Source organism: Methanosarcina barkeri MS (assembly GCF_000970025.1).
Classification (GTDB): domain Archaea; phylum Halobacteriota; class Methanosarcinia; order Methanosarcinales; family Methanosarcinaceae; genus Methanosarcina; species Methanosarcina barkeri.
In genome coordinates, this window is the sequence record NZ_CP009528.1 from 822,101 (window position 1) to 840,478 (window position 18,378).

The following is an 18,378-nucleotide window of genomic DNA, read 5'->3' on the forward strand; positions in this document are numbered from 1 at the left end:
CACGATAACGAACTGCTGTGCGGCAGTAGTTGCACAGAACAATGTTGGGAGGTTAGCAAAATGCAAGAAGATATGATATTGTCTGTCTTTGCTGAAATAAAAGGCAAGCAATTAATCTATTACCCTGAAAGATGCATTGGCTGCGGGACCTGCGTACAGGCATGCCCCAAAGGCAACCTGGCAGTTGGAGCTGTTGGAGCTATAACAAGAGGTTTGTTAGATGCGGATTTTCTGGAAATGAAAGACAGTGAAGCCTGCCTTGTCTGTGAAATTTGTGCGAAAGTTTGTCCCACAGGTGCTCTTGAAATGAAGCAGGAAGGAAAAATCCTCACTGACGCGTCTTATCTTTTCAGGGCTATGAAGCCGACGTCAGTAAACGAAAGCTGTGTCCACTGTGGGCTTTGTGAGGATATATGCCCTCAAGGCTGTATTGAGGTAACCCGCGAAATTTCAGCAGATGGAAAACTGCAACTTGTCGGCAAGACCAATATTGATACCGAATGCTGTATCCACTGCGGCTGGTGTGCAGCAGTCTGTCCGGTGAATGCTATTTCTGTAGAAAAGCCTTTTGAAGGGCACTGGACCAGGGATGAAGATGTCTGCCAGACCTGCCACACCTGTGTGGAAGTCTGTCCTGCAAATGCCATTTTCAATAAAAAGGCTAAACCTGGCGAAAGAGTCGAAAAGCTCACTCACCGTCCGGATGCCTGCATTTACTGTGGAGCCTGTGCAGTTTCCTGTCCTGTTAACGCCATTGATGTCAGAAAAACTGCAGTTCTTCCGGAGATGGAGAAAAAAGGCGTTCTTGAAAAAAAACTGCTTGAAGTCCCTGTTCCGGAAGCTTTGCTCCGCACCTGCCTGGAAACGGATGAAAATGCATGCCTGGGCTGCGGAAACTGTGTAATAGTCTGTCCAGTGAATGCCCTTTCTGACTGTGAACTTGCAGCCGGGCACCTGAACAACATGGACGAAAAAGCTCTTCTAGGGGTTAAAAACGGAAGAATTTCAGTCATAGACCAGGAACGCTGTGGAGCAGATGGAGCCTGCGCCATGATCTGTCCTGTTGATGCAATCAGGCTTGTAAAGAAAGAGGTGGAATAAATGGCAGGAACAATTGCAATTAAGAACGGATACGTCTTTGATTCCCTCAATGAAATAAATGGGGAAATTATGGATATCTTTATCAAGGACGGAAAAGTTGTAAGAGAGCTTTCTGCGGCTGAATTGAAAAATGCAAAGTTTATTGATGCCTCTGGTATGACGGTCATGCCTGGTGGAGTTGACTCCCATTCTCACGTTGCAGGTTCAAAGGTTAACGCTGGCAGGTCGATGCGTCCCGAAGATCATTATAAAACAACTCTCCAGAAGACTTCACTTACCCATTCAGGCTCAGGTTACACTGTTCCCTCTGTCTACAAACAGGGATACGATTACGCAGCAATGGGCTATACAACTGTTTTTGAAGCTGCAATTCCCCCTCTTGAAGCTCGCCATACCCATGAAGAGATGCGTTCTACTCCACTCCTTGATATGGGAGGATACCTGGTACTTGGAAACAACTTCTTTTTGATGCGCTATCTCCATGATGGGGACATAGAAAAGGCTGCGGCTTATGTGGCCTGGATGATGAAGACTCACAAGTCCTATGGGATAAAATGTGTCAACCCTGCAGGAGTCGAAAACTGGGGCTGGGGTAAAGACGTACATTCTCTTGATGAAGCCAACATCCATTTCGAAATTACCCCAAGAGAAACTATAAAAGGGCTTAGCGAGGTCAATGAACTCCTCGGCATGCCTGTACCTCTTCACCTGCATGCAAATAACCTGGGACATCCTGGTTGCTACGGAATTACCAAGGATTCCCTCAAAATCCTCGACGGTGTAAAGCCCAGGCAGGACATGGATGTGGAATGGGCTGAAACCAAAATAGACCCTTCACGGAACCGTTCCGTATACCTCGCCCACATGATGTTTAACAGTTTTGCAGGCACTTCCTGGAGAGACTGTGAATCCGGAGTAAAAGATATTGCAGAATACATCAACAATAAAGATCATGTAGTAATCGATAGTGGATGCACTCCCTTCGGAGAAGCTACGGTTATGACAGGAGATGGGCCTGCCATCCAGGATATGTACAAGCTTACAGGAAACAAATGGTCTAATACTGACGTTGAGATGGAGGGTGGGTCAGGTGTTATTCCCTTCACTTACTTCAAAGCCAATCCGGTACACAGCCTCCAGTGGGCAATGGGCCTTGAATGTCTCCTGCTCATCAATGATCCCTGGAAGACAATTATGACCACGGACAGCCCCAATGGTGGTCCGTTTACGAAATATCCTGAGGTTATGACCTGGATCATGTCTGAGGCTTTCAGGAAACAGACCTTCAGCGAATGTCACAAATGGGCAAACGACAGGAGTGAACTTGGAGGCATAAACCGGGAACTTTCCCTCTATGACCTTGCGATTCTGACCAGAGCAAATCCCGCTAAAACAATTGGCATGGCTCACAGAAAAGGTTCTCTTGGATTGGGCGCTGATGGAGATGTTACAGTCTATAACATAAATCCACAGCAGCTTGACACAAACAACTATGAAGCTCTACTTCAGGCTTTCAGGAAGGCCGAATACACCGTAAAGGGTGGCGAAATTGTATCTGTGAAGGGCGATATTGTTTCCGTACCTGAAAAGCGGACTTATTATTCTGAAGTACATGTAGAAGACGAGCAGGAAAAGGAAATGCTGGCTGATGTTAAGGAGTGGTTCAGGTACTACACTCTGGGCTTTGCTAACTATCCAACTCCAGAAAAGTATCTACAAAATCCGACTCCCATAAAGATTAACGTTGTGAGGTGAGGTAATGACAGAGGGAGTTCTTATTAATAAAAATGAAATTGAGAGTAATCTTGAGGCAGTTATAAAGCCTGGCTCATTTACTGGTGAAAGTGCTGGAGAAATAGCAGAAGTAATACTTATTCCTAAAAAAGCGATTGACATTAAACTGGAAGCCGATGTTATAACTCCTGATTCTTTTGCAGGCAAAAGTGCTGAAGAAATAGGAGACCTGTCCGTCTGGCAGGGGCCAAAGACCTATCCTCTCTCCGATTTTTTTGAAGTAACAGGCAGTGCAGGCATTTCTGCAGCTGATACACTCATCCGCATAAAAGGTGACGTAATGAGGGTCAAAAGGATCGGGGAAGGCATGAGCGCAGGAAAAATCGAAATTGAAGGTTCTGCTGGCATGCATGTAGGTACCGAGATGAAAGGAGGAGAGATCGTTGTTTATGGAGACGCCGATTCCTGGGCAGGTATGGAAATGACAGGCGGCCTCCTGACCATAAAAGGCAATGCCGGAGACCATGTGGGCTGCGCTTACAGAGGAAAATGGCACGGCATGAAAGGTGGTCGCATCGTTATTGAAGGTTCTGTACGTCACCAGCTCGGAGGCGGCATGGACGGTGGTGAAATTATAGTCGAAGGCGATGTTAAAAGCTTCTGCGGAATTCGCCAGAACGGTGGTCTCATCTTCGTAAAAGGCAGCGCTCTTCGTGGAGTAGGTGCTGAAATGGCAGGAGGCACCATAGTTATAGGAGGCAAAATCGAGCGCTTCTCCCCAGGTTTCGAATTTGTATCCATGGAAAATAGCGTTACATCCGGAGAGGTTGAGTTAATAGGGGAATTCAAGAAATTCACAGGGGACTATGCAATTAACAAGCGGGCAAAAGGAACGCTTTACGTGGTTGCAGACACAAACCCGGAGCTATGAGGTGAGAATCATGGAAGTATTACTCATTAGCGGAAGTACGATTAATGAAGGCAGGCTTGCCAAAGGTGGGGACAAATTCACAGACGAGTACACTATGGAATGTGCCTCGTGCTGGATATCTCCTGTAGATTTTTCATCACTATGCGCCCCTGAGAAAGTGAAAGTAACAAGCCATAATGGGAAACATTCGATTGTAGTTTATACCAAATGTACGGATGCAGTCCAGCCAGGGCAGGTTTTTATGCCAAGGGCTATCTGGTCGAATGTTATCATAGATCCTGATACTCTTTCCACTGGTTCTCCTCTCTATAAGGGTGCCCCAGTAATAATTGAGCCCACTGATGAAGAGGTTCTTAGCGCCGAAGATGTAGTATTGAAAGTTTATATCGGAGGTCAATGAGTATGATTTACAAAAACATAGTCTGTCCGGTCTGTGGGGCAGCCTGTGACGATATCCAGGTTGAATTCGGAGACGGGAAGATTGAAGCTAAAAACGCATGTAAGATGGGAAATGCCAAATTTCAGGAAGTTGTAAGTTCCCACCGTCTCAGGCAGCCCCTTATAAAGAAGGACGGAAAACTGACACCTTCTGCCTGGGACGAAGCTCTTGAAAGAGCAGCCGATATTCTTGTTTCAGCAAAGCGTCCCCTGCTTTTCATGGGTAGTGAAACCTCTTCTGAGGCACATGAAATAGGGCTCAAGCTAGGGGAATACCTTGGTGCAATTGTTGATTCCAATGCCACTATCTGTCACGGGCCAACAGCTATGGGAATTCAGGAATCCGGAAAAGTCGGTGCAACTGAAGGTCAGAAGAAAAACAGGGCTGATCTCCTAGTTTACTGGGGAACTAATCCTCTTGAATCCATGCCGAGACAGATGTCAAGGTACGCAGTTTTCCCGAGGGGTTACTGGACAAAACGCGGACGTTTTGACAGGACAGTTATCACTGTAGACCCGAGAAAAACCCCAACTACTGAAGCTTCCGATCTGCATGTTCAGCTTAAACCCGATTCGGATTTTGAACTGATCAGTGCACTTCTCACTCTACTTCACGGAAAAACTCCCCATCCCTCAGTAGAAGAGATTACTGGAGTTCCCATCCCTGTTATGGAAGAGATGCTCGATATGATGAAGAATTGCACCTTTGGGGCTATTTCAGTGGGGCTCGGGCTTGCTTCTTCAATGGGGAAGTACAGAAACTCCGAGATTGCCATGAATTTCGTAAAGGAACTGAACAACTATGCCAAGTTCACCCTTGGAGCTCTCCGCGGCCATTGCAATGTTGCAGGCTTTAATCAGGTGGCTGCCTACATGTACGGCTACCCCTTTGGGCTTGACTTCATGCGCGGGCATCCGCGTTATAACCCCGGAGAATTCACAACAGTGGATGTGCTTCGAGAAAAAGATGTTGACACAGTTTTCGTTATGTGTGCTGACCTTGTATCTCATATCCCTGCAGATTGTGCAGCTTACCTTGCAAAAATTCCAATGATCTGCGTGGATATCGCTCCCTGCCCGACAGTATCCGCTTCGGATATTGTACTTCCGGGAGTCATTGATGCTATGGAGTGTGATGGGACCTTCTACAGGCTCGACGATGTGCCAGTTCACTTCGAACCCTTTACAAGCTCGCCTTTCAAGTTCACGAAGAGCAACGAGGACACCTTAAAACAGCTCTTTGAGAAAATTAGAAAAAAAGGTCAGGTTATTTCTCTTCCTTCTATAAATAAAGAAGGAGAAGGACTGATACCTGAAAATTTGCCTTAATTTTTTGAGCTCTACCAATAATCAATTTGAAGTAACGTACTCGAGGCACAAAATTGAGTACAATCTACGTTATTCTCAAAGGAGTCTTGATTGTGCCTCTTGTTTTCATGGATTAATACAGAAATGCTGAAGTATTAACAGAAATAGGCTTTCGAATCATTGCTTACGTGCATTATTTATTGAAAAAATATAGTTTAAGGTTTGCGAACAGACTTTAAGTATTTTCAGATTTGCAGGAAGTTTCAGCTCTTACTTCCTGCAATTCAAAATCTGTTTTTTTCCAATTGATGTTTCCCAATAAACATAATCTGTAAGGTACAAAAGAAAAAACAAACGCAGTATTTTTTCCTCCAAAATATTGTGTTTTGCAGGGAATCCTAACAGACGTTTCCCAATTCTAGTCATATTATAGCAAGAATGGATTTCATCCCAAAACCAGCTTATACTCAAAATTGATAGAAATTTCAGAACATTCTCTGTGATCAAATCGTGATCAGAAATTCATTGATTATTCTTAATCCCATATTTGAATAAGCAGTTTTGAGTTATGGGATAGGCTCAAGGAAAATGTAGAAAGAGTCTGATGCAGATGTTTTTCAATGCATCTTTTTCAACAACTCATGCCCATTACATATAATTGCAATAAAAGAAATTTTAAGAGCAAAATAATTTTGGGATAAAATATACGTTCTTTTTAAATACATCCTTCTATATATTAAACTAGTGTTGCGTCAGCATTAAAGTGTCGTATATAATTGGTTAAAATGATTCAAAATTATTTATCCATGAGAATTGACGTGACACCAGGGGGAAATTATGGAAACTATTTATGATATCCTTAAAGAAGAGCATGAGCAGATGTCTGCCCTTCTCCTGCAAGCATTGCAGGACGGCTCAAGGGTAAGTTTTTTTAAAGTAAAACTTAAAGCTGATCCTCATATGATGGGAGAAGAGAGAATCTTCTATCCGGTGCTTGAAAAGGTAGAAGAACTGCGTGAGCTTATAAGTCAGGCTCATAAGGAACACAATGAGGCAAAAACTCTGATCTTTAAAATAGAAGGTATGGAAGAGAGAGATGAAGAATGGACTCCTAAACTCCGTGAACTGAAACAAAGCGTAGATCATCACATTGAAGAAGAGGAAAGTAAGGTGTTTGAAAAAGCCCGAAATATCCTGAGCCAGAAAGAGGCAGAAGACATGGCTCAACAATACATTGAGTTCAAAAGGAGTTACATGAACAGAATAGAAACTGGTGGGCCTATTGTATAAAAAATGATGGTATATTGTACTTGAGACCGATTTCTTGTTAATTGGTTCTCTCTATTTTTTATCATATTTGCTTGCTTGATCTCTCTTTAACCGTTTTTTAATTCTCGTTTCTTGCCTGACCTCTCGTTAATCAGTTGTTTTCGTTCGTTGTGACTACTTATCACATAATTATTCTAACTATATAAATAATCTTATAAATCAAATAACCTTTTATCAATAATTGTTAAGTAAGTAATGAATCGGTTCTTTCATTGTTTTTTCACACTGTCTTCTCCTCCATTTTGTTCCCTTGTTAATTTTGGATTTTATCGATACTTGAAGGTAATTAGTATAGTATTTACAGAATTATCTTGTACCTGTTGCAAAAAAGATTTTTACGGGAAAAATACCTTTCATAAAACTAGTTTTATATATCTTTATATCGGATTTTCAGCATAACTCTATGTTTCTCTATAATTCGGTATCCGATCCTATATACTATAATTAGACATAGCTACCATATTTTATTTCTCATTTTAGTGTTCTATTTCTAAGATACCTTTATATATCACCTTCCTCTATATAGTTCCTTTAAGAATTATTAGAATACCCTAGGGGGCTTATTTATCACAAAGGATAAAAGAAAAGTTCAGTTTACCGGAAATTCTACCTATATTGTGTCCCTCCCCATAAAATGGGTCCGGGATATAGGGCTTGAGGCCGGAGACACCCTTACGCTTACACCCATGCCTAATAAAACTCTGCTTGTTTCTTCCAGTGCAGTTTCAAAGGAACACTCCACCCTCAATGCAACGATCGATTATATTCATTCCGACAGTGCAGAAAATAATCTCAGGATTCTTATTTCTCATTATCTCGTGGGCTATGATGTTATCAGGCTGACTACTAAAAAAGGTTTTAGTGCCCATGATCGCAAGTTCATCAAGGATTCCGTGCGTCAAAAGCTCATAGGGCTTGAACTTATAGAAGAATCCCGTAATGAGCTGGTCTTCCAGTGCCTTCTGAACTACAATGATCTCCCACTTACCAGAGTAATTAAAAACATGTATGGACTTGTGCTTTCCATGCTTGAAGACTCAATGACTGCTCTTAGGGACCATAATGTGGAGATTGCTGAAGATGTCATTCAGAGAGATGACGATGTGGACCGCTTTTATCTTCTTGCCGTCCGCCAGCTCAAGGCTTCAATTGAAGATATCGAGCTCTCTGAAAAGATCGGAATTCGGCATCCAAGAGAGTGTCTGGGATACAGACTTATTACGAAAAGCATCGAGCGTGTAGGAGATCACGCTGTAAAAATAGCAAAAAGTGTCATGAAAATGGACTCCGGAGTTAGTGCTGATGACTCTATCTTCAAGATGGCTGATCTTTCCTGTAAAGTTTTTGAAAGCTCAATAGACTCAATGACCGAAGAAGACCCGCATGCTGTTAACAAAATCGTTGTAGAGGCAAAGAAAGTGTCTCAGTTCGGGGTTTCTCTGGAGCCACAGGATTGTGAAGGTTCAGGTAATATTGAACTCAGCATGATCCTGGAGAGCCTGAGGCGTGTATCGGAATACAGCGCTGACATTGCAGAAGTTGCGATTAACATGAACATTAAGCGGGTCTGAACCTAAAAGGTTTGGACTTCTATTTCTTTTTCATATAACTTTATACTCTACTTTTGTATTCAGCGACATTTAATGGTGTAATTTTAAAGGCACTAAATGTGATTTTTTGATTAAATACGCAATTTTTAGCTCTTTTTTTGCATTTAACGCATTTTCGTCAATTTTGGTGAAACCTCAGTTCTGATCATTATGTCCTTGTTAGCTATTTTTCTAACTGGAAGATTGTAGGAAAATCAGAGTTATGAGCTTGGGAATCAAAGTTAATGTAAAAAATTCATTATGTCCAGTTGGACATATCGGTATTATATAATAAGCCGTTTGTTAAAATACAGTAGGACATTAACTAATATAATAAATCAGAAATAAAAATGTACCTTTATTCTATCATTGAAAAATCGACAACATGAAAGCGATTCCACGCTTTCATCTCAAGATAATCAAAGAATTCATGTAACTATTCGGCCTATCAAAACATGTCTGTTGATAGTGATTCTACTATAACTGAATAATCCGAAAAATAACTTATGAACAACGAAAAACGCAGTCATTCGCCAACAATCAAAGAAAATCAATTGACAGAAATCTATCTATTAAATTTTAGTGAAGATGGCTACTTATGTTGTTTTATTTGGGTTGAATAGTTACGAAGTTAGATTAATTATAAACTTAACTAAGTCTGAATTTGGAACTCAAATAACTGCTAGATAGAAAACGATTTTGACGTTTCACAAAAATGGCCCCACTTACTGAACTTGATTAATCCCAGATGAGGAATTTCCATGAAAATAAAAGCCAATCTCATATCCGGAAGAACTACCAAACAGGGTGCAAATCTGGAAGCAAAGACATATAAATCTTATTTTGAAGCCTGCAGTTACTGCGAGCTTAACTCAGTAGACCTTGATAAATTGGGGGCATACGAAGGAAACAGCCTAAAAGTCACATCTGAGTTTGGAGAAGTTGTGGTATTTGCAAAAGCAAACGATGGAAACCCAAAAGGGCTTGCTTTTATTCCGATGGGTCCCTGGGCAAACACAGTGCTAAATCCTGATACTCACGGTTGCGGAATGCCCGGCTTAAAAGGTGTGCCTGCAGAAATTGAAATTACGGATGAAAAGCCCCTGGACATGAAATCCCTGATGAAGAAGTATCTGGAAAACTAAAGTCCAGTGAACAAGTAGTTCACGTTTTCAATCAAATCCGGAGAAACTTGAAAAATTTGGAGGAAAAATATGCCCGTAATCAAAGACGTAGTATGTTCCCTTTGCGGATGTCTCTGCGATGATATAACAGTCACAGTTGAGGATAACAAAATAATGGGTGTAAAAAATGCCTGCATTCTCGGTCACAGTAAGACCGTTGGAGTACAGACTCATGATCGAATCAAAACACCCATGATTAGAAAAGACGGGGAACTTGTCGAAGTAACATACGAGGAGGCAATCGATGCTGCTGCAAGGATCCTAGCAAACTCAAGAAGGACTCTTTCTTACGGTTGGTGCTCCACATCCTGCGAAGCGATAAGCAAAGCGATCCAGTTAGCTGAGGAGACCGGTTCCGTAATTGACTCTACTGCTAACGTTTGTCACGGTCCTTCAGCTCTTGCTACCCAGGAAAAAGGAAACCCTGGAGCAACTCTTGGAGAGATCAAAAACAGATCAGATCTGATCATCTTTTGGGGCTGCAACCCCATACATGCCCACCCTCGCCATATGACCCGTTATTCAAGTTTTTCCAGGGGCTTTTTTACTCCAAATGGGCGAAAAGACCGGAAGATGGTGGTAATCGACGTGCGAAAAACTGATACTGCAAAACGTGCCGATAAATATATCGAAATCGAACAGGGTTCGGATCTCCTGCTGGTAACAGCACTTCGCTCAGCAATCAATGGGCATGAAGCGGCTATTCCGAAAAACGTGGCCGGGGTTTCAAAGGCCGAAATTCTAGGACTTGCCGAACTCATGAAAAACTCCAGGTTTGTCTCCATTTTATTCGGCATGGGCATAACACAGTCTCGTTCCAAGTACAAGAACGGTGATGCAGTATCTTCCCTTATCTCAGACCTGACCCAGCACACAAAAGCTATCATGATGGGAATGAGAGGCCACTATAACGTATCAGGTTTCGGGGAAGTCGCAACCTGGGAGACCGGTTATCCGATGGCAATTGACTTTTCAAAAGGTTATCCCTACTACAATCCTGGAGAAACGGGAGCAAACGACGTTCTTGTCAGGGAAGAGGTTGATGCGGCAATTGTTGGAGCTGCGGACCCAGGAGCACACTTCCCACAAAAGGCAGTCCGGCACCTTGCAAGAATTCCCCTGATTCAAATTGACCCTTATCCAAACCCAACAACTGAACTTGCCGATGTAGTGATCCCTGCAGCAGTTGTGGGTATTGAAGTCGAAGGCACAGCCTACCGTATGGATGCAATCCCAATCAGGATGAAGAAACTTATCGCTACCGAGTTCAAAACCGATGAAGAGATCTTAAAGGACCTGATTGTAAAAGTAAGAGAACTGAAGCGAGGTGAAGTAACATGTCAGAGTTATTGATTAAAAACGCAGTTGTCTGCGACCCGATTCAGGGAATAGACTGTGAAAAAATGGACCTGTGCATAAGAGATGGCAAGATCGTAGAAAGCGTGTCCTCAAATGCAAAGGTTATCGATGCTGAAGGCAGACTCACGATGGCAGGAGGTTTTGACGGTCATACTCACAGCGCTGGTAAAATCAATGTGGGACGATCAATGAACCCTAACGACGCCAGACGAAACCTGGTCCCGGGCCTCTCAGGTCTTGAACCCCACACTGAAAAGACCAGGGCTCAGGTAGGGTACAACACCCCAAACACTTATGCAATCGGGTACAGGTATGCAAAACTGGGTTACACAACCATTTGTGAAGCTGCAATGCCCCCTCTTACAGCAAGGCATACCCACGAGGAATTCAAAGAAATCCCAATTCTGGACAAAATGGGGCTCACCCTCTTTGGGAGCAACTGGCAGGTTATGGAATATATCCGGGATAAAGAGCCCGAAAAACTCGCAGCTTACATTGCTTGGGGTCTAAAAGCCTCAAGAGGTTATGGCATAAAGATTGTAAATGCAGGTGGCGGAGAAGCATGGGGCTGGGGCAAGAATGTTAGCGGGCTCTATGACCCCGTGCCTAACTTTGACGTAACCCCTGCAGAAATTCTGCTGGGCCTAGGAGAAGCAAACGAAAAACTGTGTCTTCCTCATTCAGTTCATGTCCACTGTAACAATCTGGGGCACCCTGGAAACTATAAGACTACCATCGAGACAATGAAGCTTTTTGAGAAAGTTCAATCCAGGCGCAACAGGCAGAGTTTGCACGTAACTCATGTTCAGTTCAATGCCTATGCTGGCACTTCCTGGCGTGACTTTGAGACCGGAGCTCCAATGATTGCAGACTACGTGAACGGAGTTAATCACCTGACCTTTGATCTCGGTCAGCTCATTTTCGGGCCTGCCGTTACTATGACTGCCGATGGCCCGGTTGAATACGCAAACTCAAGGATGTTAAAGGAGAAATGGAGTAACCAGGATGTGGAGCTGGAAGACGCATCCGGAGTGGTGCCACTGGTGTATTCCCCAAAGAGCTTTGTAAATGCAGTCCAGTGGGCAATAGGGATTGAACTGGCTCTGCTGGTAAAAGATCCGTGGAAGGTCATGTTCACAACGGATAGCCCTAATGGAGGATCCTTTGTTAATTATCCTGAAGCATACACCTACCTTATGAGTGAAAAGAAGAGGCAGGAGATCATTTTGGGCTTTCCGGAGACGGCCCTTAACAGAATGGTTCTTCCTGGCCTCGATAGGGAACTAAGTTTTTATGAACTTGCAATCATGACCAGAAGCATTCAGTCCAGGATTTACAGCAGGCCTGAGAAAGGAAACCTTGCAGTAGGAGCTGATGCAGACATTGCCATATATGATATTTTCCCGGATGCAATTGATCCCTCCGTAGAGCATGAAAAAGTAAAGAAAGCCTTCAGTGCTACAGCTTATACCATTAAGGGAGGAACAATCGTTGTCAAGGATGGAAATATTGAAAACACACCCATGGGGAGGACTTACTGGGTAAACGCAACGGTCCCATCAGATATTGAATGTGCGATGCAGAAAGACCTTGACGTTAAGTTCCAGAAATACTATACTGTGAGCAAGTCTAACTACATGGTAGAGGATGCATACGTCCCAAAACCTGTTGAAATCGCAACGGAGGGATTCTAAAATGCAGGTAGTAACTCTCTCCTTAAAAGCACAGAATAAAATCCCTATCGTAGCTGATACCGTAAGCCCGGACAACTTTGCTGGAAAGGCAGAAGACGAAATCAAAGCTGTCCAGGTCTGGTATGGAAATATGCAGTGCCCTCTTAGCGAGCTATTCAATGTAAAAGTTGAAGGTAAAGACAGCGTAGAAAACACAAAAATTGTGATCAACGGTGATGCCTCTAGAGTAAAGCGCATTGGGCAGGGTATGAGCACCGGGGAAATCGAAATTAATGGAAATGTGGATATGCACTGTGGCTCGAACATGAAAGGCGGAAAGATCACGGTCAACGGCGATGCCGATAGCTGGCTCGGCTGTGAAATGAAAGGGGGAGAAATTGTTCTTAATGGAAACGGCGGCTATTATGTAGGTGGTGGCTACCGGGGAGAAGCCTGTGGCATGAAGGGAGGTAAAATTACCGTCAACGGAAATGTCAGGGACTTTCTGGGAGAACACATGTGCGGAGGAGAAATCCATGTAATGGGTAATGCTGGGCTCCTTCCAGCAATCCTGAACAACGGTGGGACGATCATCATCGAAGGTAGCACCGAAATGCCTGCAAGCGAAATGAAAAAAGGCACTGTCATCATAAGAGGCAAAGTTAAGGATTTGCTGCCTTCCTATGTAGAGGAAGGAACCGAAGAGGTGGATGGCGTTCTCTACCAACGGTTCGCAGGAGATGTCAATGTCAGCGGCAAAGGCGTGCTCCTTATGAAACAATATGAAAGTTATTAAATAGAATGAAATTTAAAGAAAGAAAGGCGCGTGAAGAACGCGCTTATTTTTATTTTTCAGTTAGTTATGAAGATCAGCTGGTTTAAATTTACCTAGCTTTTGATACAACGTTCACTCAGTTTTTATTTGGCATAAAAAGTGCTTTCAAGTACTTTCATTTATTTGTGCTTGTTGTTCTAAGAATTTCGTGTTCTTTAGTATGAAAGTTATGTTAATCTACAAGTACTTTCATCTGTTTGTACCTTTTATTCAAAGAGTATCATATCCATTTTTCATACAAATCCATTTTTCATACAAATCCATTTTTCATACAAATCCATTTTTCATACAAATCCATTTTTCACACAAATGCCTTCCTAAACTGATAAGTCCCGATAAGTACCATAACTCCGGCTCCTATGGCCAGGCTTATGAGTCCATGAACAGGTATTCCACCTTCAAACAGAGTTCTTGTGCTGTCTATTGCATAACTTACAGGATTGAGCCTGGCCAGAAACCTCAGCCATGCAGGCATGACGTCATATGGCATGAGTGCACTGCTGGTGAAGAACAAAGGCATGCTGATCATGCTGTTAACAGCCGCATAGCTGTCATGGTCACTTAAGTACATTCCTATCATAGTTGAGAGAGCAGAAAAAAATACTGAAAACAAAAACAGTGTGAAATATATTAAAATTAATTGCACAGGGTTCAATATCCTTACCCCAAGAAGAGTAGCTATTATGAGTATCACAGTTGCCTGCATCAAGCCTCTTACACTGATAAATAAGATTTTTCCATAAAGCATGCTTTCTCGTGGCGAGGGCATGGCAAGAAACTTATTCAAAAAACCCAATATCTTGTCGAAAATCATAAGAGATCCTCCCTGCAGGGAAGAAAAAAGCATAGTCATGACAAGAATACCAGGGGTTATATATTCAAGGTAATTATCCGTAAACTTTGTTGGCAGGGCCAGTCCTACAAATATCAGCCAGGCTGCAGGCATTACGAGTGAGGAAATAACGGTAACTCTTCCTCTTAACCATTTTACAAGATCCCTCTCAAAATAGTAGTATACTGCTTTCATTATCTTCGCCTCAGAAGGTTTCTGAACTGGGCTGAATTAAACCCTTCCTGCTCTTCAGGGGTTTTAACGTTTTCAAGGAAAACATCATTAAGGGAGGCATGTTCTCCTATGGAGCGTGTAAGGTTTTCAGGAGAGCCAATAACTGCAATTCGTCCTTTATCGATAATGGCAACCCTGTTGCAGTATTTTTCTGCCTCTTCAAGGTAATGTGTAGTCATGAAGATAGTCATCCCTTCGGCCTTGAGCATCCTGATATGCTCCCATATCTTCTTTCTGCCACTCACATCCAGTCCAAGGGTCGGCTCATCCAGAAACAGAACCTCAGGTTCGTGCACAAGCGCCTGAGCAAGTTCAAGACGCCTTCTCATTCCTCCGGAGTATGTTGCTACAAGGTCGCCGGCACGATCTGAAAGCCCCATCATTTCAATCACTTCATCTACCTTTGAATCCCTATTAGGGATGCCATAGAGTTTCGCATAAAGCAGTACATTTTCCCTGCCTGTGAGTTTTCGGTCAACTGCCATATCCTGAGGTACATAGCTTATCTTTGACCTTACTTTTTTGGACTCTTTTACTATATCATATCCACAGACTTTTGCAGTGCCACTGCTGGGTTTTAGTAGAGTTGTAAGCATCATAACTGTCGTACTTTTGCCTGCTCCATTAGGGCCAAGAAGGCCAAAGATCTCATTTCCGACATCAAGGTCAAGATTGTCAACAGCAAGCAGGTTTCCAAAGTATCTGGATAATTTTCTTATTTCTATCAAAGGTATCCCCCTGCAATTGCATAAACAGGTCTTAAACTTGAAGTATAATAAATTCCACTTGTATACATATTGTAAAGAATTTTTATGACAACAATACTTATGGCTGCAAAAACAAATACTGTAATCATTACTTTGTCAATGTTTGAAAACTCCAGTTTTTTGAGAGATGTCCGATCGGGATTTGCCCGAAAAGCCCGACTCTGAATTGAAACTGCAAGGGTTCCGGTTCTCCTTACACAGTTTGCAAGAGTCGGGGTTAATATATTGAGTAATGTTTTTATGATTCCTGACCCAAACTTTTTCGGATTAAATCCTCTGAGCCGCTGGACTGTTATCACGGTAGCTACTTCAGTAATTATTATTGGCAAAAATCTTACTGCTGTGATCACCATAAAAGCTACGCTGTAAGGCACCTTGAGTCCTACCAGGCCGTTTAACATATCCCTTGAGTCAGTGGTCCAGCACATTAACAGTCCAAGAGAAAGGATTGAAGCCGATCTAAGGCCCTGAACTGCGCCGTGATGAAGCCCTTCCTCATATACGAACAGACCGCCTCCTGTCAACCATCCTAAAACCGGAAAATCGGGACGGATTATGGTAAAAATCACAGTTCTCGGGAGTTGGGAATAAAAGAGAGCTTGAGAGTAGATAGTACCCCATATCAAAAGTACGAGTAATATCACCAGGGTCTTGATCTTTATTGCCGGCATTTTTGCAATTACGAATCCTGAGAGTATTATCAGAAATAACAAAAGCATCGTTTTCTGGTTATCCAGGGACACAGCGACAAAAACAGTAGAAATCATGATAAGGATCTTAGCCCGTGGATCCATCCTGTGAATAACCGTATCTTTAATTGTTGGTTCTGCAATTGATCTTGCACCTATCATCCGGAATATCCCCTTAACACTTTATCCCTTCAACACTCCTGGAATTTATCTCTTCAACACTTCCTGAGTTTATCTTTTCAACACTTCTAGAGTTTATTCCTTCAACACTTCCTGAGTTTATCTCTTCAACACTTCCTGAGTTTATCTCTTCAACACTTCCTGAGTTTATCTCTTCAACATTTCTGGAAGTCAGCGTTTCCACAAGTTCTTTAACTGAAAAGGCATTGATTCCCAGATGATTTGCAATCTCAACAACAGGGGGCTGGGTAAGCGAGGCCTTCTTGAGGGTTTCAGTGTCTTTTATAACTTCTTTTCCCTTTCCGTCTGCTATGATCTGCCCTTCATTCATTACTAGGATTCTTGTGGCATAGGACATAGCTACCTCAATATCGTGCGTGCAGAAAATCAGTGTCGAATTGTTGTTTTTGAAAAAATCCATCATCTGTTCTATATTCACTTTATCTTGCCCTGTTGTGGGTTCATCGAGAAGAATAAGTTCTGGATTTATGGAAAGTACCGAAGCGACGGCTGTTCTGAGTCTTTGCCCTCTGCTCAGAGCTTGTGGGAGGTCATGCCTGAGAGGCAGAATTGACATGGCTTCAAGAGAGTTTCTTACTCTTTCCTCAACATTGCTGTACTTTAATTGAACAGGTCCAAACCTTACTTCTTCCTCAGCTGAATCACAGAAGAGCATAAGGTCAGGGTTCTGGAACACAAATCCGACCTTACCTGCAAAGGAGTATGGATTCTTGGGTCTAGTGTCCTCCCCAAAAACCCTCACACTTCCTTTATCTGGTTTGAGAATTGCTGCAAGGTGTAAAAGCAGGGTTGACTTACCTGAGCCGTTCGTGCCCATAATCGCAACTCTTTCACCTTTACGGATTTCCAGATTTATTCCTTTCAATACCATCTTGTTTTTCTCATATCCTGACCATAGGGCCTGAATGGAAATAATCGAATCATTGTTTTCAGAACCATTATCTCTATGAGCATTATTCCCATGAGCATTATTCCCATGAGCATTATTCCCATGAGCATTATTCCCATGAGCATTGTTTTCAGAATCATTATTTCCATGAGCATTATTTTCAACGGAAGCTTTCTTTGAACTGGTTTTCTTTGAACTAGTCTTGGTTACAGGATTTTTATCTGGATTCTGAATAAGTTGTTGAGGTATTCTATTATTTTCTTTAATTTCTCTGTCTAGTACAGCAAGAGCTCCGCTGACACTCAAAGGGCTGGCTTTAATTCCAAGGCTATGGCAGAGCTTGACTGGTTCAGGAATTCGAAGCCCTAGCCTGTAAAAGATCTCAAGATTATCAAAAGCTTTTGAGGCGGGCTGATCAAAGACTATTTTTCCATTGTCCATTATAACAACTCTGTCTACAAATGGTGCAAGCTCATGTAGTCTGTGTTCAACCAGCAGAATAGTTGTTTTCAGTTTTCTATTGAGTTCCCTTACCGTATTCAGGACTTCGTGCGTGCCCATGGGGTCCATCTGGCTTACAGGTTCATCCATGGCAAGGATTTCAGGCTCCATTGCAAGCATACTTGCAATGCAGATCCTTTGTTTCTGTCCACCGGAAAGTGAATTTGTCGAGTCCAGCCTGTGATCGGACATCCCTACGATTTGCAAGGCTTCTGTTACCTTTTTATCGATTTCTTTTTGCTCAAAGCAGAGGTTTTCAGGCCCAAAAGCTACTTCGTCCTCAACTATTGTAGAAAATATCTGGTCATCTGGATTCTGAAACACAAGGCCTACTTCTTTCGAGATTTCCATCTGGTTTGAATCAGTGGTTTCCATCCCTTTGACTTTCACACTTCCAGATAATATTCCTCCAGATTCATGAGGAATGATTCCGTTTAATGTTTTTAGTAAAGTACTTTTTCCACATCCAGTAGGTCCTGTAAGGAGAACAAATTCTCCTTTTTCTACTCTAAGGTTGATTCCCTTTAAAGTCGGTTCCGATCTTCCTGGATATGTATACCATAAGTCTTTGATTTCTATCATTGTACCACAACCTTTCCAAGGGAAAGCTTGCCCGCAAACCTTTTGAGAAAAGGTTTGATCGAAAACCCCTTACGGCGACGTGATCAACCGGCGCAACGGTTGGGCTTGATCGAAAACCCCCGAGTAATGTCGCAATCCTTTCCAAATGAAAACCTGACCACAAGCCTTTTGAGAAAAGGCTTGATCGAAAATCCCCAAGTAA

15 protein-coding genes are annotated in these 18,378 nt (G+C 42.6%); 11 read left to right on the top strand and 4 right to left on the bottom strand.

The annotated features are described in order from the left end of the window. The first annotated feature begins 60 nt into the window (after window positions 1–60). From MSBRM_RS03435 to MSBRM_RS03485, 11 genes are all read left to right on the top strand, one after another. On the top strand, window positions 61–1,101 hold the full coding sequence (locus MSBRM_RS03435) for a 4Fe-4S binding protein (RefSeq protein ID WP_048154547.1): 1,041 nt from the start codon (window positions 61–63) through the stop codon (window positions 1,099–1,101). Beyond that, window positions 1,102–2,856: a formylmethanofuran dehydrogenase subunit A gene (locus MSBRM_RS03440; RefSeq protein WP_048154549.1), complete on the top strand. Its 1,755-nt coding sequence runs from the start codon at window positions 1,102–1,104 to the stop codon at window positions 2,854–2,856. It begins immediately after the preceding gene. 4 nt (window positions 2,857–2,860) lie between these two features. After that, window positions 2,861–3,766, top strand: a complete 906-nt coding sequence (locus tag MSBRM_RS03445) for a formylmethanofuran dehydrogenase subunit C (RefSeq protein WP_048154347.1) — start codon at window positions 2,861–2,863, stop codon at window positions 3,764–3,766. 10 nt (window positions 3,767–3,776) lie between these two features. Further along, window positions 3,777–4,166 (top strand): molybdopterin dinucleotide binding domain-containing protein, encoded by a 390-nt coding sequence (locus MSBRM_RS03450; protein ID WP_048123192.1) that lies wholly within the window; start codon window positions 3,777–3,779, stop codon window positions 4,164–4,166. A gap of 2 nt (window positions 4,167–4,168) precedes the next feature. Then, on the top strand, window positions 4,169–5,533 hold the full coding sequence (locus tag MSBRM_RS03455; RefSeq protein WP_048119821.1) for a formylmethanofuran dehydrogenase subunit B: 1,365 nt from the start codon (window positions 4,169–4,171) through the stop codon (window positions 5,531–5,533). 816 nt (window positions 5,534–6,349) lie between these two features. After that, entirely contained in the window at window positions 6,350–6,802 is a 453-nt protein-coding gene (locus MSBRM_RS03460; RefSeq protein ID WP_048119819.1) for a hemerythrin domain-containing protein, read from the top strand. Window positions 6,803–7,407: 605 nt separating this feature from the next. Next, window positions 7,408–8,412 (top strand): phosphate signaling complex PhoU family protein, encoded by a 1,005-nt coding sequence (locus MSBRM_RS03465; protein ID WP_080941532.1) that lies wholly within the window; start codon window positions 7,408–7,410, stop codon window positions 8,410–8,412. A 779-nt stretch (window positions 8,413–9,191) separates the two neighbouring features. After that, the gene (locus MSBRM_RS03470; RefSeq protein ID WP_048154552.1) at window positions 9,192–9,575 is read left to right on the top strand and encodes a molybdopterin dinucleotide binding domain-containing protein; all 384 of its coding nucleotides are present in this window, start codon (window positions 9,192–9,194) and stop codon (window positions 9,573–9,575) included. Between the two features lie 69 nt (window positions 9,576–9,644). Continuing rightward, a complete protein-coding gene (locus MSBRM_RS03475) occupies window positions 9,645–10,967 on the top strand; it encodes a formylmethanofuran dehydrogenase subunit B (RefSeq protein ID WP_048119813.1) in 1,323 nt (440 codons plus the stop codon). After that, window positions 10,952–12,667 (top strand): formylmethanofuran dehydrogenase subunit A, encoded by a 1,716-nt coding sequence (locus MSBRM_RS03480; protein ID WP_048119811.1) that lies wholly within the window; start codon window positions 10,952–10,954, stop codon window positions 12,665–12,667. The genes MSBRM_RS03475 and MSBRM_RS03480 overlap by 16 nt, the downstream gene beginning before the upstream one ends. Before the next feature lies 1 nt (window position 12,668). Next, window positions 12,669–13,442, top strand: a complete 774-nt coding sequence (locus MSBRM_RS03485) for a formylmethanofuran dehydrogenase subunit C (protein WP_048119810.1) — start codon at window positions 12,669–12,671, stop codon at window positions 13,440–13,442. Window positions 13,443–13,782: 340 nt separating this feature from the next. Here the strand turns inward: MSBRM_RS03485 and MSBRM_RS03490 are convergent, their stop codons facing one another. Genes MSBRM_RS03490 through MSBRM_RS03505 form a run of 4 tightly spaced genes read right to left on the bottom strand, consistent with a single transcriptional unit; the run spans window position 13,783 to window position 18,176 of the window. Continuing rightward, the gene (locus MSBRM_RS03490; protein ID WP_048119808.1) at window positions 13,783–14,508 is read right to left on the bottom strand and encodes an ABC transporter permease; all 726 of its coding nucleotides are present in this window, start codon (window positions 14,506–14,508) and stop codon (window positions 13,783–13,785) included. Beyond that, window positions 14,508–15,275: an ABC transporter ATP-binding protein gene (locus MSBRM_RS03495; RefSeq protein ID WP_048119806.1), complete on the bottom strand. Its 768-nt coding sequence runs from the start codon at window positions 15,273–15,275 to the stop codon at window positions 14,508–14,510. Before MSBRM_RS03495 ends, MSBRM_RS03490 begins: the two co-directional genes overlap by 1 nt. Beyond that, the gene (locus MSBRM_RS03500; RefSeq protein ID WP_048119804.1) at window positions 15,272–16,165 is read right to left on the bottom strand and encodes an energy-coupling factor transporter transmembrane component T family protein; all 894 of its coding nucleotides are present in this window, start codon (window positions 16,163–16,165) and stop codon (window positions 15,272–15,274) included. The genes MSBRM_RS03495 and MSBRM_RS03500 overlap by 4 nt, the downstream gene beginning before the upstream one ends. A 13-nt stretch (window positions 16,166–16,178) precedes the next feature. Next, window positions 16,179–18,176, bottom strand: a complete 1,998-nt coding sequence (locus MSBRM_RS03505) for an ABC transporter ATP-binding protein (RefSeq protein WP_048154555.1) — start codon at window positions 18,174–18,176, stop codon at window positions 16,179–16,181. Window positions 18,177–18,378: the final 202 nt, after the last annotated feature.